The organism is Neorhizobium sp. IRS_2294 (assembly GCF_050500145.1).
GTDB classification, from domain to species: Bacteria; Pseudomonadota; Alphaproteobacteria; order Rhizobiales; family Rhizobiaceae; genus Neorhizobium; species Neorhizobium soli.
The window spans coordinates 1,289,743-1,305,628 of record NZ_CP191439.1 but is presented as its reverse complement, the minus strand read 5'-3'; the positions used below and the strand labels follow the sequence as shown (position 1 = coordinate 1,305,628).

Sequence of the window (15,886 nt, the reverse complement as noted above, 5' to 3'; positions counted from 1 at the left end):
CTCAGAAGAACGACTTCGCTGCAGCGCTGGCGGCCGAGCCGATCGGTCCACCGATCAGCACATAGGCGACCACGAACAGACCGGACAGACCGAAGATCAGACGCAGTTCGCCGGAGACGCGGGCAAACTGACCCTTCGGCTCATCGAACCACATCAGCTTGACGATGCGCAGGTAGTAGTAGGCGCCGACGACCGAGGAGAGCACGCCGATGATTGCCAGCGCATAGAGCTTTGCCTCAATCGCCGCGACGAACACGAAGTACTTGGCGAAGAAGCCCGCGAGCGGCGGAATGCCGGCCATCGAGAACATCAGCGCAGTCAGCACCAGAGCCATGAAGGGCTTGGTCGAGGAAAGACCTGCGAGATCTTCCACGGTTTCGACATAGGTACCGTCTTCGCGGCGCATCGCCATGATGCAGGCAAAGGTGCCGAGCGTCATCACCATGTAGATGGTCATGTAGAGCACGACGCCGGAGACGCCGGTTTCCGTGCCGGCAGAAAGGCCGACCAGTGCGTAGCCCATGTGGCCGATCGAGGAATAGGCCATCAGGCGCTTGATGTTTTTCTGGCCGATGGCCGCGAAGGAACCGAGCAGCATCGATGCGATCGCCACGAAGACGATGATCTGGCGCCAGTCGGAAAGGATCGGCAGGAAGGCTTCCGAGACGACACGAACCAGGATTGCCATGGCCGCAACCTTCGGCGCCGACGCGAAGAAGGCCGTCACCGGTGTCGGTGCACCTTCGTAAACGTCCGGCGTCCACATGTGGAACGGCACGGCGGAGATCTTGAAGCAGGCGCCGGCAAGGATGAAGACCATGCCGAAGATGAGGCCGAGGCCGCGCTCTTCAGACGACAGAACGGTGGCGATCTCGTCGAAGCCGGTATTGCCGGTGAAGCCGTAGACCAGCGACATGCCGTAGAGCATCATGCCCGACGACAGGGCGCCGAGAACGAAGTACTTGAGGCCCGCTTCCGTGGAGCGCAGGTTGTCGCGGCTGAAGGCAGCGACAACGTAGAGCGCCAGCGACATCAGCTCGAGGCCGAGATAGAAGGCGAGCAGATCGTTGGCCGAGATCAGCACCATCATGCCGAGCGTCGCGAGAACCAGCAGAACCGGGAATTCGAACTTGTCGAGTTCCAGCGCCTTGGCCTGCCCCATCGACATGACCATGGCGGTGATCGAACCGATCAGTGCCAGGATCTTCATGAAGCGGGCGAACGTATCCGATACGAAGGCGCCGCCGAAGGCCTGACCGTCGCCGGTCATGAAGATCAGCATGGCACCTACGACCGCCAGAAGGGCGATCGCAAGACCGGTGACCAGCGGGGCGGATTTCTCGCCGGAGAAGACGCCAATCATCAGAAGGGCGAGCGCGCCTACGGCCAGGATGACTTCCGGCAGGGCCAGACGCAGGCTTTGGCTCAAGAGTTCAGCGGTCATGTCCAGTTTCGTCCCGTCTCAGTGCACGTTGAGTGCAAGGTTCTTTGCTGCGGCCAAGGCTGCGGAGTAATTGTTCACCACGAGATCCACCGAGGCTGCGGTCGCATTGAGGACCGGCATTGGATAGAAACCGTAGAAAATCGTGAGCGCGACCAGTGGGTAGAGCAGGAACTTCTCTCGCGTCGAAAGGTCGAGAAGTGCCTTCAGCTTTTCCTTTTCCAGTGCCCCGAAAATGACCCGGCGATAGAGCCAGAGCGCATAGGACGCGGAAAGGATGACGCCGGTTGCGGCAAACAATGCCACCCAGGTGTTGACCCGGAAAACGCCCATGATCGTGAGGAATTCGCCGACGAAGCCGGACGTTCCCGGAAGACCGACATTCGCCATGGTGAGGATCATGAAGGCGACGGCATATTTCGGCATGTTGTTGACGAGACCACCGTAAGCCGAGATCTCGCGGGTATGGAGGCGGTCATAGACAACGCCGACGCAGAGGAAGAGCGCGCCAGAGACGATGCCGTGCGACAGCATCTGGAAGATCGCACCCTGCACGCCCTGCTGGTTTGCCGCAAAGATGCCCATCGTGACGTAGCCCATGTGGGCAACCGACGAGTAAGCGATCAGCTTCTTGATGTCGTCCTGCATCATCGCCACCAGCGAGGTGTAGATGATGGCAATGACGGACAGCGCAAACACCATCGGCGCGAAGTACTCGGATGCCAGCGGGAACATCTGCAAGAGGATACGGATCATGCCGTAACCGCCGAGCTTCAGCATGACGCCGGCCAGGATGACCGAACCTGCGGTCGGAGCCTGAACGTGCGCATCTGGAAGCCAGGTGTGGACCGGCCACATCGGCATCTTGACCGCGAAGGCTGCAAAGCATGCAAGCCACAGCCAGGTCTGGACGCCGGCCGGGAAGCCGAACTTCAGAAGCTCGGTCATATCGGTCGTGCCGGCCTGCCAGTACATAGCCATGACAGCCAGCATCATCAGAACCGAACCGAGAAGCGTGTAGAGGAACAGCTTGTAGGAGGCGTAGACGCGATCCTTGCCGCCCCAGACACCGATGATGATGAACATCGGGATCAGCGTCGCTTCGAAGAAGATGTAGAACAGAACGATATCGAGGCCGACGAAGACGCCGGTCATGGCCACCTGCAGAAGCAGGAAGGCAATCATGTATTCCTTGATGCGCTTCTCGATCGCTTCCCAGCTGGCAAGCACGCAGAACGGCATCAGGAATGTCGTCAGGATGACGAACAGCATGGAGATGCCGTCGACGCCGAGATGATAGGAAATCCCGGTGCTCAGCCACTCATGCTTTTCGACCATCTGGAAGCCCGGGTTCGAATTGTCGAAACCGATCCAGATGAACAGAGAGACGATGAAGGTGACGACCGTCGTCAGGAGCGCGATGTTGAGCACGTTGCGGCGACCGTTCGCTCCCTCGCCGTTTGTCAGCAAGAGGAGGAGAACGCCGACCAGCGGCAGGAAGGTGACCGTCGAGAGAATTGGCCAGTCGGTCATTACATTGAGCTCCCGAGCATCATCCATGTGACGAGGGCGGCGACGCCGATCAGCATCGCGAACGCGTAGTGATAAAGGTAACCGGACTGCAGCTTGACCACCCGGTCGGTGATATCGACCACGCGGGCGGCGACGCCGTTGGGGCCGTAGTTATCGATGACGGCGACGTCACCCTTCTTCCACAGGAAGCGGCCGAGAGCCTTGGCCGAGCGGACGAAGAGGAAGTCGTAGAGTTCGTCGAAATACCACTTGTTCAGCAGGAACTGGTAGAGGCCCTGCTGCGAAGCGGCGAGACGCTTCGGGGTTTCCGGCGACTTGATGTAGAAGTACCAGGCGGTGACAAGTCCGATCAGCATGGCGATGAATGGCGACACAGCCACCAGTGCCGGCACGTGGTGGAACTCGTGCAGCAGTTCGTTCTGCTCGGACGTGAACATCGCGCCCTTCCAGAAGGCGTCGTAGTCGTGGCCGTAGAAGAATTCCTTGAACACGACACCAGCGAGCACTGCGCCGGCTGCCAGGATGTAGAGCGGCACCAGCATGACGTTGGGGCTCTCATGGACGTGATGCATCACTTCATGGCTCGCACGCGGCTTGCCGAAGAAGGTGAGGAAGATCAGGCGCCACGAATAGAAGCTCGTGAACATCGCGGCAATGACCAGCAGCGTGAAGGCAAAGCCTGCAACCGGCGAGTGGGATGCGTAGGTCGCCTCGATGATGAAGTCCTTCGAGAAGAAGCCTGCAAAACCGATTGGCGTGAACGGAATGCCGACACCGGTGATGGCAAGCGTGCCAATGAGCATCATGGCGAAGGTGAGCTTGATGTGGGAGCGGAGGCCGCCCATGTGGCGCATGTCCTGCTCGCCGTCGACGGCGTGGATGACCGAGCCGGCGCATAGGAACAGAAGCGCCTTGAAGAAGGCATGCGTGAACAGGTGGAATACAGCGGCACCATAAGCGCCGACGCCGAGCGCCACGAACATGTACCCGAGCTGCGAACAGGTCGAATAGGCGATGACGCGCTTGATGTCGTTCTGTACGAGGCCGACGGTTGCCGCGAAGAAGGCTGTGATCGCGCCGATGATGGTGACGATGGTCAGCGCATCCGGCGACAGTTCAAACACCGGCGACATGCGGGCGACGAGGAACACACCGGCGGTGACCATGGTCGCAGCGTGAATAAGGGCCGACACGGGGGTCGGGCCTTCCATCGCGTCCGGCAACCAGGTGTGCAGCAGGAACTGCGCCGACTTGCCCATGGCGCCCATGAACAGAAGCAGGCAGACGACGGTGAGTGCTGTCGCCCGTGTCAGTTCCATGCCGAATATATTGGCGACGACCTGCGTCGCTTCCGGTGCACCTTCAGCCGGCAGGTAGTTGGCAGCAGCGGCGAAGATGGTTTCGAAGCTGATCGAGCCGAACAGCACGAACAGGCCGGCAATGCCAAGGATGAAGCCAAAGTCGCCGACGCGGTTGACGATGAACGCCTTCATGGCTGCAGCCGAAGCGGACGGCTTCTTGTACCAGAAGCCGATCAGCAGATAGGACGCGAGACCCACGCCTTCCCAGCCGAAGAACATCTGGGCCAGGTTGTCCGACGTGATCAGCATCAACATCGCAAAGGTGAACAGCGACAGGTAGGCGAAGAACCGCGGGCGATGCGGATCGTGGTGCATGTAGCCGATCGAGTAGATGTGCACGAGCGTCGACACGGAGTTGACCACGACGAACATGATCGCGCTCAGCGTATCGATGCGGAACGCCCATTCGACGTCGATGCCGCCGGACTGGATCCACTGCATCACCGGAACCTTGATGACTTCGCCGGCCTCGCCGTGGTGAAGGGCCACGTTGAAGAAGACAATCCAGGAGAGGATCGCCGCGATGATCATCAGACCGCTGGTGACGTATTCGGAAGCCTTGGCGCCGATCTGGCGGCCGAACAGGCCGGCGATCAGGAAGCCGATCAGGGGAAGAAAGACGATTGCCTTGTAGATCATGACCCGATCAGCCCTTCATCATATTGACGTCTTCGACCGCGATCGAGCCGCGGTTGCGGTAGAAGACGACGAGAATTGCAAGACCGATGGCGGCTTCCGCAGCAGCGACGGTCAGAATGAACAGTGCGAAGACCTGGCCGACGATGTCGTTCAGGAAGGATGAGAAGGCCACCATGTTGAGGTTGACCGCGAGCAGGATAAGCTCGACCGACATCAGGATGATGATGACGTTCTTGCGGTTCAGGAAGATACCGAACACGCCGAGCGTGAACAGGATGGCGCTGACCGTGAGATAGTGGGAAAGACCGATTTCCATGTTTGTTGTTCCTTGTTCCCGCTACCTTCAGAGACCCTGGCCGGACTTGACCTTGACCACCTCGACGGCGGTTTCGGGCGTGCGTGCAACCTGCCTCGAAATATCCTGACGCTTGACGTTGGTGCGATGGCGCAGCGTCAGCACGATGGCGCCGATCATTGCGACCAGAAGCACCATGCCGGCGAGCTGGAAGAAATAGACGTAATTTGTATAGAGCACATCGCCGAGAGCGGCCGTGTTGGTGCGCACGGCGGGGTTCGGGATCGGCATCGTTATGGATTTCGCCGCCTCCGGTGCCAGCACCGAGCCGCCGATGACGACGATCAGTTCAGCCGCAAGGATCAGCCCGATGACGATGCCGATCGGCGCGTATTGCAGAATACCGGAGCGCAGTTCGGCAAAGTCGATGTCGAGCATCATCACGACGAACAAGAAGAGAACCGCGACCGCGCCGATATAGACGACGAGCAGGATCATCGCCAGGAACTCGGCCCCGGTCAGCAGGAACAGGCCCGCCGAATTGAAGAAGGTGAGGATGAGGAAGAGCACCGAATGGACCGGGTTCTTGGCCGAGATGACCATGAACGCCGACGCCACCGCGATGAACGCGAAGATGTAGAAAAAGATAGCCTGCAGACCCATCGTGGTGCCTTTTCGTTCCTCATCGGGCGGCGCTTCCAAAAAGCCCCCTGCCCGTCAGAACCCGGCGCTTCGAACGCACCGAGATTAAATGACCAATGCTTGCCCGGCGCCCGATCAGAGCGACGGCATGCTCGCCCCGTTACCGGTAGGGCGAGTCGATCCCGATGTTGCGCGCAATTTCACGCTCCCAACGATCGCCGTTTTCGAGAAGACGTGCCTTGTCGAAATACAGTTCTTCGCGGGTTTCCGTCGAGAATTCGAAATTCGGACCTTCGACGATCGCATCGACCGGGCAGGCTTCCTGGCAGAAGCCGCAGTAGATGCACTTCACCATGTCGATATCGTAACGCACCGTGCGGCGGGTGCCGTCGTTGCGGCGCGGGCCGGCTTCGATGGTGATCGCCTGGGCGGGACAGATCGCCTCGCACAGCTTGCAGGCGATGCAACGCTCTTCGCCGTTCGGATAACGGCGCAGCGCATGTTCGCCACGGAAGCGCGGCGACACCGGGCCCTTTTCGAACGGGTAGTTGATCGTTGCCTTCTGCTTGAAGAAATACCTCATCGACAGGAAGAAGGCGCCGACGAATTCCTTCAGGAACAGCGAGTTGATAGCCTGAGCAATAGCCATCTTATTCTCCAATGATGCCGAGTGATGAACGGGCCATGATCATGCCCATCCCATCAGTTTCAGCACGAATGCAACGATCACGACCATGGCGAGCGACAGAGGCAGAAACACCTTCCAGCCGAGCCGCATGAGTTGGTCGTAGCGATAGCGCGGTACGAAGGCCTTCACCATAGCGAACATGAAGAAGACCATGGAGCCTTTCAGCATGAACCAGATGATGCCGGGAACCCAGTTGAGGAACCAGACGTCTACCGGCGGCAGCCAGCCTCCGAGGAAAAGAATAGTGGTCAGCGAGCACATCATCAGGATGGCGGCGTATTCGCCGAGCATCAGCATCATGTATGGCGCTGACGAATACTCGACCATGTAACCGGCGACAAGTTCGGATTCCGCTTCCGGCAAATCGAACGGGGGACGGTTGGTTTCTGCCAAGGCCGAGATGAAGAAGATCACGAACATCGGGAACAGTGCCAGCCAGTGCCAGTCGAGGAACGAGGCCGGCAGACCCATCATCGTGCCGAGGCCGTCATGCTGTGCATTGACGATGTCGGTCAGGTTGAGCGAGCCGACGCAGAGCAGGACCGAGACGATGACGAAGCCGATCGAGACTTCATATGACACCATCTGCGCCGCGGAGCGAAGTGCACCGAGGAACGGGTATTTCGAGTTCGATGCCCAGCCGGCCATGATGATGCCGTAGACTTCGAGCGACGAGATCGCAAAGACGTAGAGGATACCGACATTGATGTTGGCGATAACCCAGTTCTGGCTGAACGGAATGACCGCCCAGGTGGCGAGTGCCAGCGTCACCGAAATCAGCGGCGCCAGAAGGAAGACGCCCTTGTTGGCGCCAGCCGGAATGATCGGCTCCTTCAGGATGAACTTCAGAAGGTCGGCGAAGGACTGGAACAGACCGAACGGACCAACGACGTTTGGACCACGGCGCAGCTGAACGGCCGCCCAGATCTTGCGGTCGGCGAGAAGGATATAGGCAATGAAGACCAGAAGGCAGACCAGGAGCAGAAGAGACTGCCCAACCATGATCAGTGCCGGCCAAACGTAGGTCCAGAAGAACGAATCCATGTTCATATTACTCCGCCGCAACCTGGAAATTGTTGCGGGCCAGTGCCGAGCACTCCGCCATGACGGCAGATGCGCGGGCGATCGGGTTGGTCAGATAGAAATCCTTGATCGGCGTCGTGAAGCCGCCCTTGGAAAGCTCACCGGATTTCAGGCCGAGGGTGGCGATGTCGTTGACCGAGCCGGTCGCGATCTCGTCGAGATCCGCAAAATGCGGGTGATCCGCATAGAGCTTCGCACGCAGAGCATAAAGCGAGTCGAACGGCAGCTTCTTGCCGAGCACGTCTGACAGGGCGCGGATGATTGCCCAATCCTCGCGGGCTTCGCCCGGCGCGAAGCCGGCACGGTTGCCCATCTGGACGCGGCCTTCGGTGTTGACCCAGGTTCCGGACTTTTCCGTGTAGGTCGCGGCCGGCAGGATGACGTCGGCGGTATGCGCGCCGTTATCGCCGTGGCTGCCGATATAGACGGTGAACTTGGCGTATTTCGTCGAGAATTCCATCTCGTCGGCGCCAAGCAGGAAGAGAACGTCCATCGACTTCAGCATGGTGGCGGCATTGGCACCCTTGGCACCCGGCACGAAGCCGAGATCAAGACCGCCGACGCGTGATGCTGCGGTGTGCAGCACGCCGAAACCGTTCCACTCCTCCGTCAGCGCACCGACGGAACCGGCAAGCTTTGCAGCTGCCTGGAGAATGGCGAGACCATCCGGACGCGACAGAGCCCCCTGCCCTACGATGATCATCGGGTTCTTCACGCCGCGGAGCTTTTCAGCAAAGCTGTTGCTGCCGGCGGAAAGCTCGGCAAGCGAGTCCGGGCCTGCGCCGAGATAGTCGTAGGCGTAGCGGAGTTCGCTCACTTCACCGATCACGCCGATCGGGAAATTGCCGCGGCGGAAACGCTTGCGAATGCGGGCGTTTAGAACCGAAGCTTCATAACGCGGGTTGGCCCCGATCAGAAGCAGGCCACCGGCCTGTTCGATGCCTTCGATGGTCGGGTTGAAGATGTAGCTGCCGCGACCGAGCGACGGATCGAGCGCCGTCCCGTCCTGGCGACAATCGATGTTTTCCGAACCGAGCGATGTCATCAGCGACTTCAGCGCGTACATTTCCTCGACCGAAGCCAGATCGCCCGCAATTGCGCCGATCTTGTCGCCGGATGTCGAAGAAACAGCTGTTTTGATCGCTGCAAAGGCTTCAGCCCAGCTTGCAGCCTGCAGACGGCCATCCTTGCGGACATAAGGGCGATCTAGGCGCTGGGTCTTCAGGCCGTCCCAGATGAAACGGGTCTTGTCCGAGATCCACTCTTCGTTCACCTGCTCGTTGACGCGCGGCATGATGCGCATCACTTCGCGGCCGCGCGTATCGACGCGGATCGCGGAACCGACGGCGTCCATGACGTCGATCGATTCGGTCTTGTTCAGTTCCCAAGGACGCGCCGTGAAGGCAAACGGCTTGGAGGTGAGCGCACCGACGGGGCAGAGATCGACGACGTTGCCCTGAAGCTCCGAGGTCATCGCATGCTCGAGATAGGTCGTGATTTCGGCGTCTTCGCCGCGGCCGATCAGGCCAAGCTCGGAAATGCCGCCGACTTCGGTCGTGAAGCGGACGCAGCGCGTGCAGTGAATGCAGCGGTTCATCACGGTCTTGACGAGCGGTCCGATATACTTGTCTTCGACGGCGCGCTTGTTTTCGGTGTAGCGCGAGCTATCGATGCCGAAGGCCATCGCCTGGTCCTGCAGGTCGCATTCGCCACCCTGGTCGCAGATCGGGCAATCCAGCGGATGGTTGATCAGCAGGAATTCCATCACGCCTTCGCGGGCCTTCTTGACCATCGGCGTGTTGGTGAAGACTTCCGGCAGTTCGCCATTCGGGCCGCCGCGAATATCGCGCACGCCCATCGCGCAGGATGCCGCCGGCTTTGGCGGGCCACCCTTTACCTCGATAAGGCACATGCGACAGTTGCCTGCCACGGACAGACGCTCGTGGAAACAAAAGCGCGGGATTTCGGCGCCGGCTTCCTCACACGCCTGAAGCAGCGTGAAATGATCCGGGACTTCGATTTCCTTGCCGTCTACCTTCAGCTTCGTCATCGTCTTAACTACGTCCTCAGTTCATCCATCAGCTGTTTCGCCGAGGGACACATTCCTTACTTCAACAGCGCCCTCGCCTGGCCGACCCAGTCGTCCCGCGAAATGCGCCCATCGAAACCCAAGTCGTCTTCGAACCGGGCAATATCTGTTTCGGACCAAGCGGCGATCGCGGCAAGCCCGCCAACACCTTTGTCCTTCGAATTCTTTTCAACCTTCAAGCAGATGCCGTCCGGTTACTCCGCTGCTTCCAGAACTGCGCCGTGTGAGGTCGAGTCCTTCGTGTACTGGTCGATACGCGCCTCGATTTCGGGGCGGAAATTACGGATCAGGCCCTGGACCGGCCAAGCGGCCGCGTCGCCGAGCGCACAGATCGTGTGGCCTTCGATCTGCTTTGATACCTGGAAGAGCATGTCGATTTCGCGCTTCTGCGCGTTGCCGCGCACCATGCGCTCGAGAACGCGCATCATCCAGCCCGTGCCTTCGCGGCACGGCGTGCACTGGCCGCAGCTCTCGTGCTTGAAGAAGGCTGCGATGCGCCAGATCGCCTTGATGACGTCGGTCGACTTGTCCATGACGATCATGCCGCCCGTGCCGAACGACGATTTCACGTCGCGCATGCCGTCAAAGTCCATGATGGCATCGGCCATGTCTTCGCCGCGAACGATCGGGCAGGACGCGCCGCCGGGAATGACGCCGAGAAGGTTATCCCAACCGCCGCGGATACCGCCGCAGTGATGCTCTATGATCTCGCGGAACGACAGACCCATCGCCTCTTCAAAGGTGCAGGGCTTGTTGACGTGACCAGACACCATGAACAGCTTGGTGCCGACATTGTTCGGACGACCGATCGACGAGAACCACGAGGCTCCGCGGCGCAGAATGGTCGGCGCAACAGCGATCGATTCGACGTTGTTGACGGTCGTCGGGCAGCCGTAGAGACCCATATTGGCCGGAAACGGAGGCTTCAGGCGCGGCTGGCCCTTCTTGCCTTCGAGGCTTTCGAGGAGCGCCGTCTCTTCGCCGCAGATATAGGCACCGGCGCCGTGATGGACGTAGATGTCGAAATCCCAGCCGTTCTTGTTGTTCACGCCGAGAAGACCGGCAGCATAGCATTCATCGATCGCCGCCTGGAGGTCTTCACGCTCGCGCATGTATTCGCCGCGGACATAGATGTAGGCGGTATGCGCGTTCATGGCGAAACCGGCGATCACGCAGCCTTCGATCAGCGTATGCGGATCGTTGCGCATGATTTCACGGTCCTTGCAGGTGCCGGGCTCCGATTCGTCGGCATTGACGACAAGGTAGTGCGGGCGACCATCGGACTCCTTCGGCATGAAGGACCACTTGAGCCCGGTCGGGAAGCCTGCGCCACCACGACCACGAAGACCGGAAGCCTTCATCTCGTTGATGATCCAGTCGCGGCCCTTCTCGATGATGATCTTCGTACCATCCCAGTGGCCACGGCTCATCGCGCCCTTCAAGGACTTGTCCTTGAGACCGTAGATATTGGTGAAAATGCGATCCTGGTCTTGCAACATGATCTATCTACCTACTCGACCGACTTTATCACATCGGATGTCATCATCAGCATGCCCGTAGTGACGGACCGAAACTTTGCCGCGCCCATCATCAGGAGCTTTCCCCTTCAGGCTTCGGCTTGCGGCTGCGCTTCGGCTTCGTCTCGCCCGAGGGAACGCCGAGCTCTGCCGGAGCGCCTTCGGCCTTGCTGCCGGTCGCTGCTGGCGCCGTCTCGGTTGTCGTCGGCGAACCTTCGCCCTTCTCGGCAACCTTGACGTTCTCGGCAGCAGCCTTCGGCGCCGTGACCGGCGTCTTCAGCGACTTGTCTGTCTCAGGCGCCGTATCCTTCGGACGACCGGCATTTGCCGGTGGCACAGATGCGCCCTCGGTCACAGCCTGTGGCTGCGGCTCGAGATTGGTGCGAACAGGCTTGATATCGTCGACCAGCGTGATCGGAGCACCGATCGGTGCCGACTCATGACGGTCGATCTGCGGACCGGTCTTGACCTCGGCGCCCTTGCCTGCCTCGAACGTGTCGATGATTTCTTCAAGACGCTCGGGGGTCAGGTCCTCGTAGGCATCCTTGAAGATGATCACCATCGGCGCGTTGACGCAGGCGCCCTGACACTCGACCTCTTCCCAGGACAACGTGCCGGTTGCATTGAGATGCAGCGGATCGTGGTGGATCTTCTTCTGACAGACCTTGATCAGGTCTTCCGAACCGCGAAGCATACAAGGCGTCGTGCCGCAGACCTGGATATGCGCACGGGTGCCGATCGGCTTCAGCTGGAACTGGGTATAGAAGGTCGCGACTTCGAGAACGCGGATATAGGCCATGTCGAGCTTGGCGGCGATATGCTCGATGGCGGAACGGGTGACCCAGCCATCCTGCTCCTGCGCACGCATCAACAACGGAATGACGGCCGACTGCTGCCGGCCTTCCGGGTATTTCCTGATCGTTGCCTCTGCCCAGACCGCATTCTCCTCGTTGAAGGAGAAGTTTGCCGGCTGGAACTGTTCTTCGGCTAGTCGACGAACGGACATGCTTTCAACGCCTTATCAGTTTATGACCCCGCACCGCGATCTCGTGAGGGTCACGAATTCGCAGGCATAGGCCGTCTTGTCTTTCTGCATGAACACGATCAGCTTCGTGCCGTTGAGTACGGATGTCTTGATCTCGTAGCCATCGGACAGGAGCGTAGCCATCGACGCCGAACCGCCGCTGACACTCGACAGCGCCTCCTGCGCCTGCGAGACCGCAGGAGCAGAGAGCACGAGAGCAGCGGCTGCGACGGCGCGAAGCATCATCAGCGGTCAACCTCACCGAACACGATGTCCAGAGAACCGAGCACCGCGGACACGTCCGCCAGCTGGTGTCCGCGACAGATGAAGTCCATCGCCTGGAGATGTGCATAACCCGGAGCGCGGATCTTGCAGCGGTAGGGCTTGTTGGTGCCGTCGGCGACCAGGAACACGCCGAACTCGCCCTTGGGCGCTTCGACGGCCGCGTAAACTTCGCCGGCCGGAACGTGGTAGCCTTCGGTGTAGAGCTTGAAGTGGTGGATCAGCGCTTCCATCGAACGCTTCATCTCGCCACGCTTCGGCGGCACGACCTTGCCGTCGGTCGAAGACACCGGGCCGGTCTTTGCGTCGCTGAGCAGACGATTGACGCACTGCTTCATGATCTTGCACGATTCGCGCATCTCGATCATGCGGATCAGGTAGCGGTCGTAGCAATCGCCGTTCTTGCCGATCGGAATATCGAAGTCGAGGTCGGCGTAGCATTCGTAAGGCTGCGACTTACGCAGATCCCAAGCCGCGCCCGAACCGCGGACCATGACGCCGGAGAAGCCCCAGGCCCATGCATCGTCGAGGCTCACAACGCCGATATCGACGTTACGCTGCTTGAAAATACGGTTGCCGGTCAAAAGGTCGTCGATGTCGTCGAGCTTTGCCGGGAATTCATCGCACCACTGGCCGATGTCTTCAACCAGGTCCACCGGCAGGTCCTGATGGACGCCGCCCGGACGGAAGTATGCCGCATGCATGCGGGCGCCGCAGGCGCGCTCATAGAACACCATCAGCTTTTCGCGTTCTTCGAAGCCCCAAAGCGGCGGGGTCAGAGCGCCGACGTCCATGGCCTGCGTCGTGACGTTGAGAAGATGCGAGAGGATACGGCCGATTTCCGAATAGAGAACGCGGATCAGCTGACCGCGGATCGGGATCTCGAGGCCGAGCAGCTTTTCGACCGCGAGCGAATAGGCATGCTCCTGGTTCATCGGCGCGACGTAATCGAGCCGGTCGAAATAGGGCAAGGCCTGCAGATAGGTCTTGGTCTCGATCAGCTTTTCGGTGCCGCGATGCAGGAGGCCGATATGCGGATCGACACGCTCGACGATCTCGCCATCCAGTTCCAGCACCAGACGCAGAACGCCGTGGGCAGCCGGATGCTGCGGACCGAAGTTGATATTGAAGTTCCGGACGTTGTGTTCCGTCATTTCAGCGCTCCGCGCTTTGGAAAATGGGCAACCGCCCGAAATTCTGCTTCATCGTCATGTCAATCAATTCAGACGAATGCCAACCCAGTAGGAACCGATCTTTCAGGGAGTGCAACCACGTTGCTGTCCTCTCCTGATATTTTAGACCGATATCACATTACCACGTCTAGTCGACCCGCCTGCCCGCTCCCTCAACCAAGTCCACCCAACCCGGCAATTACCAAATCAACCGCGTCAGGTCTTCGCCTTCTCGTCACCGGGAAGAACGTAATCCGTCCCCTCCCAAGGTGAAAGGAAATCGAAGTTGCGGAATTCCTGCCGAAGTTCGACCGGTTCGTAGACGACGCGCTTGACGCTGTCGTCGTAACGAACCTCGACGAAGCCGGTCGTCGGGAAGTCCTTGCGGAGCGGATGCCCCTCGAAACCGTAATCGGTGAGAATCCGGCGAAGATCCGGGTGACCGGTAAACAGGATGCCGTAGAGATCCCAGGCCTCACGTTCGAACCAGTCGGCGCCCGGGTAGACCGAGAATGCCGAAGGAACCGGTTCGTCCTCGCCCGTTGCAACCTTGATCCGGATACGCAGGTTCCGGTGCGGCGACAGCAGGTGGTAGACCACATCGAAACGCTTCGCACGGGCCGGATAATCGACGCCGCAGATATCGATGAAGCTGATGAAACCGCATTTCGGATCATCACGCAGGAAGGTCAGAAGCTCGATGATGTTGTCGCTGGTGGCAATCAGGTTCAGCTCGCCATAGGACATCACCGCGTCTTCGACCAGGGTCGAGCGCGATTCACGAATGTAGGTCGAAAGCTCGCTCAGGGTCTCGGTCATCATATCCTCCTCAAGCCCTCAACGCTCGATCGTTCCGGTGCGCCGGATCTTCTTCTGCAGCAGGAGCACGCCGTAAAGCAGCGCCTCTGCCGTGGGGGGACAGCCCGGCACGTAGATGTCGATCGGCACGATGCGGTCGCAACCGCGAACGACGGAGTAGGAATAGTGATAATACCCACCGCCGTTTGCACATGATCCCATCGAGATGACGTAACGTGGCTCCGGCATCTGGTCATAGACCTTGCGAAGCGCAGGCGCCATCTTGTTGGTCAGCGTTCCCGCCACGATCATCACGTCCGACTGGCGCGGCGAAGCGCGTGGCGCAAAGCCGAAACGCTCGACGTCATAACGCGGCATGGAAAGCTGCATCATTTCGACGGCGCAGCAGGCCAGACCGAACGTCATCCACATCAGCGAGCCGGTACGGGCCCAGTTGATCAGTTCGTCGGTCGACGTGACAAGAAAGCCCTTGTCGGCGAGCTCATTGTTGATCTCGCCAAAGAACGCGTCGTCGCTGCCAATCGGCTTGCCGGTATTCGGGTCGATAATACCCTTGGACTTCGGCGCGACGAGAGTTGTGCCGCTATCGACTACTCCCATTCCAGCGCTCCTTTTTTCCATTCGTAGATAAAGCCGATCGTGAGGACACCCAGGAACACCATCATGGACCAGAAGCCGAACCAGCCGATTTCACCGAAGGACACAGCCCAAGGGAACAGGAAGGCAACTTCGAGGTCGAAAATGATGAACAGAATCGACACGAGATAGAAGCGGATGTCGAACTTCATGCGGGCATCGTCGAAGGCATTGAAGCCGCATTCGTAGGCGGAAAGCTTTTCCGAATCAGGCGCCTTGTAGGCAACGGCGAAAGGCGCGATGAGAAGCGCCAGACCGATCACCAAGGATATACCGATGAAGATCGCGATCGGGACGTAGGAAGTGAGGAGTTCACTCATGATATTCGATCCCTGCTTGCCTTTAGCGCCGGGCGACGCTCGAACATGAATTCGACAAGCGTACGTGCATTGCAACAAGGCGTGACTAGCGCAGCGTGAGGAAAGGCGCAAGCCCTTTGAGTCCCCCTCACCTACCAATAATACTCCACTGGAAAACACCAGTTCGTTCGCCAACAAATCAGTACCCGACATGTTCCCGGCCAAGGGTCTGCCGACGGTCTTCTAACGATGGAGTTTCATTCAGGAATAGCGATTCGAGAGGCGCGGCGGACGGACGTTGCAACTCTCAGCGCGACAGGTGGGTTCGACGACCCGATCATTCCCCATCCCGGTGAGGATAGAGAC

General features: G+C 59.6%; 16 protein-coding genes. All 16 read right to left on the bottom strand.

Features of this window, described 5'->3' with window-relative positions; genetic code table 11:
* Position 1: 1 nt before the first annotated feature.
* The 16 genes from nuoN to ACQY1K_RS06150 all read right to left on the bottom strand — a co-directional run bounded on the left by nuoN (position 2) and on the right by ACQY1K_RS06150 (position 15,541).
* On the bottom strand, positions 2 to 1,444 hold the full coding sequence (gene nuoN, locus ACQY1K_RS06225; RefSeq protein ID WP_062580011.1) for an NADH-quinone oxidoreductase subunit NuoN: 1,443 nt from the start codon (positions 1,442 to 1,444) through the stop codon (positions 2 to 4).
* 18 nt (positions 1,445 to 1,462) lie between these two features.
* Entirely contained in the window at positions 1,463 to 2,974 is a 1,512-nt protein-coding gene (locus ACQY1K_RS06220; protein ID WP_062453227.1) for an NADH-quinone oxidoreductase subunit M, read from the bottom strand.
* A complete protein-coding gene (nuoL, locus tag ACQY1K_RS06215) occupies positions 2,974 to 4,974 on the bottom strand; it encodes an NADH-quinone oxidoreductase subunit L (RefSeq protein WP_430258539.1) in 2,001 nt (666 codons plus the stop codon). The genes ACQY1K_RS06220 and nuoL overlap by 1 nt, the downstream gene beginning before the upstream one ends.
* 7 nt (positions 4,975 to 4,981) lie before the next feature.
* Positions 4,982 to 5,290 (bottom strand): NADH-quinone oxidoreductase subunit NuoK, encoded by a 309-nt coding sequence (gene nuoK, locus ACQY1K_RS06210; RefSeq protein ID WP_062453229.1) that lies wholly within the window; start codon positions 5,288 to 5,290, stop codon positions 4,982 to 4,984.
* Positions 5,291 to 5,317: 27 nt separating this feature from the next.
* Positions 5,318 to 5,932 (bottom strand): NADH-quinone oxidoreductase subunit J, encoded by a 615-nt coding sequence (locus ACQY1K_RS06205; RefSeq protein ID WP_062453230.1) that lies wholly within the window; start codon positions 5,930 to 5,932, stop codon positions 5,318 to 5,320.
* Positions 5,933 to 6,071: 139 nt separating this feature from the next.
* Positions 6,072 to 6,560 carry an NADH-quinone oxidoreductase subunit NuoI gene (gene nuoI / locus ACQY1K_RS06200; RefSeq protein WP_062580005.1) on the bottom strand — a complete coding sequence of 163 codons (489 nt, stop codon included), beginning with the start codon at positions 6,558 to 6,560 and terminating at the stop codon, positions 6,072 to 6,074.
* A 39-nt stretch (positions 6,561 to 6,599) separates the two neighbouring features.
* Positions 6,600 to 7,643, bottom strand: coding sequence for an NADH-quinone oxidoreductase subunit NuoH (nuoH, locus tag ACQY1K_RS06195; protein ID WP_062454722.1), 1,044 nt, complete (start codon positions 7,641 to 7,643; stop codon positions 6,600 to 6,602).
* A gap of 7 nt (positions 7,644 to 7,650) precedes the next feature.
* A complete protein-coding gene (nuoG, locus tag ACQY1K_RS06190) occupies positions 7,651 to 9,732 on the bottom strand; it encodes an NADH-quinone oxidoreductase subunit NuoG (RefSeq protein WP_430258538.1) in 2,082 nt (693 codons plus the stop codon).
* A 56-nt stretch (positions 9,733 to 9,788) separates the two neighbouring features.
* Positions 9,789 to 9,950: a hypothetical protein gene (locus tag ACQY1K_RS06185; RefSeq protein ID WP_156466379.1), complete on the bottom strand. Its 162-nt coding sequence runs from the start codon at positions 9,948 to 9,950 to the stop codon at positions 9,789 to 9,791.
* 15 nt (positions 9,951 to 9,965) lie between these two features.
* Positions 9,966 to 11,270 carry an NADH-quinone oxidoreductase subunit NuoF gene (nuoF, locus tag ACQY1K_RS06180; protein ID WP_092661984.1) on the bottom strand — a complete coding sequence of 435 codons (1,305 nt, stop codon included), beginning with the start codon at positions 11,268 to 11,270 and terminating at the stop codon, positions 9,966 to 9,968.
* Between the two features lie 91 nt (positions 11,271 to 11,361).
* The gene (nuoE, locus tag ACQY1K_RS06175) at positions 11,362 to 12,294 is read right to left on the bottom strand and encodes an NADH-quinone oxidoreductase subunit NuoE (protein WP_174195981.1); all 933 of its coding nucleotides are present in this window, start codon (positions 12,292 to 12,294) and stop codon (positions 11,362 to 11,364) included.
* Between the two features lie 15 nt (positions 12,295 to 12,309).
* A complete protein-coding gene (locus ACQY1K_RS06170; protein ID WP_062580255.1) occupies positions 12,310 to 12,555 on the bottom strand; it encodes a hypothetical protein in 246 nt (81 codons plus the stop codon).
* A 2-nt stretch (positions 12,556 to 12,557) separates the two neighbouring features.
* Positions 12,558 to 13,748, bottom strand: a complete 1,191-nt coding sequence (locus ACQY1K_RS06165; RefSeq protein WP_062580001.1) for an NADH-quinone oxidoreductase subunit D — start codon at positions 13,746 to 13,748, stop codon at positions 12,558 to 12,560.
* A 234-nt stretch (positions 13,749 to 13,982) separates the two neighbouring features.
* On the bottom strand, positions 13,983 to 14,585 hold the full coding sequence (locus ACQY1K_RS06160; protein ID WP_184654921.1) for an NADH-quinone oxidoreductase subunit C: 603 nt from the start codon (positions 14,583 to 14,585) through the stop codon (positions 13,983 to 13,985).
* Between the two features lie 18 nt (positions 14,586 to 14,603).
* Positions 14,604 to 15,185 (bottom strand): NuoB/complex I 20 kDa subunit family protein, encoded by a 582-nt coding sequence (locus ACQY1K_RS06155; protein ID WP_062453236.1) that lies wholly within the window; start codon positions 15,183 to 15,185, stop codon positions 14,604 to 14,606.
* A complete protein-coding gene (locus ACQY1K_RS06150) occupies positions 15,176 to 15,541 on the bottom strand; it encodes an NADH-quinone oxidoreductase subunit A (protein WP_062453237.1) in 366 nt (121 codons plus the stop codon). The genes ACQY1K_RS06155 and ACQY1K_RS06150 overlap by 10 nt, the downstream gene beginning before the upstream one ends.
* Between the last annotated feature and the right edge of the window lie 345 nt (positions 15,542 to 15,886).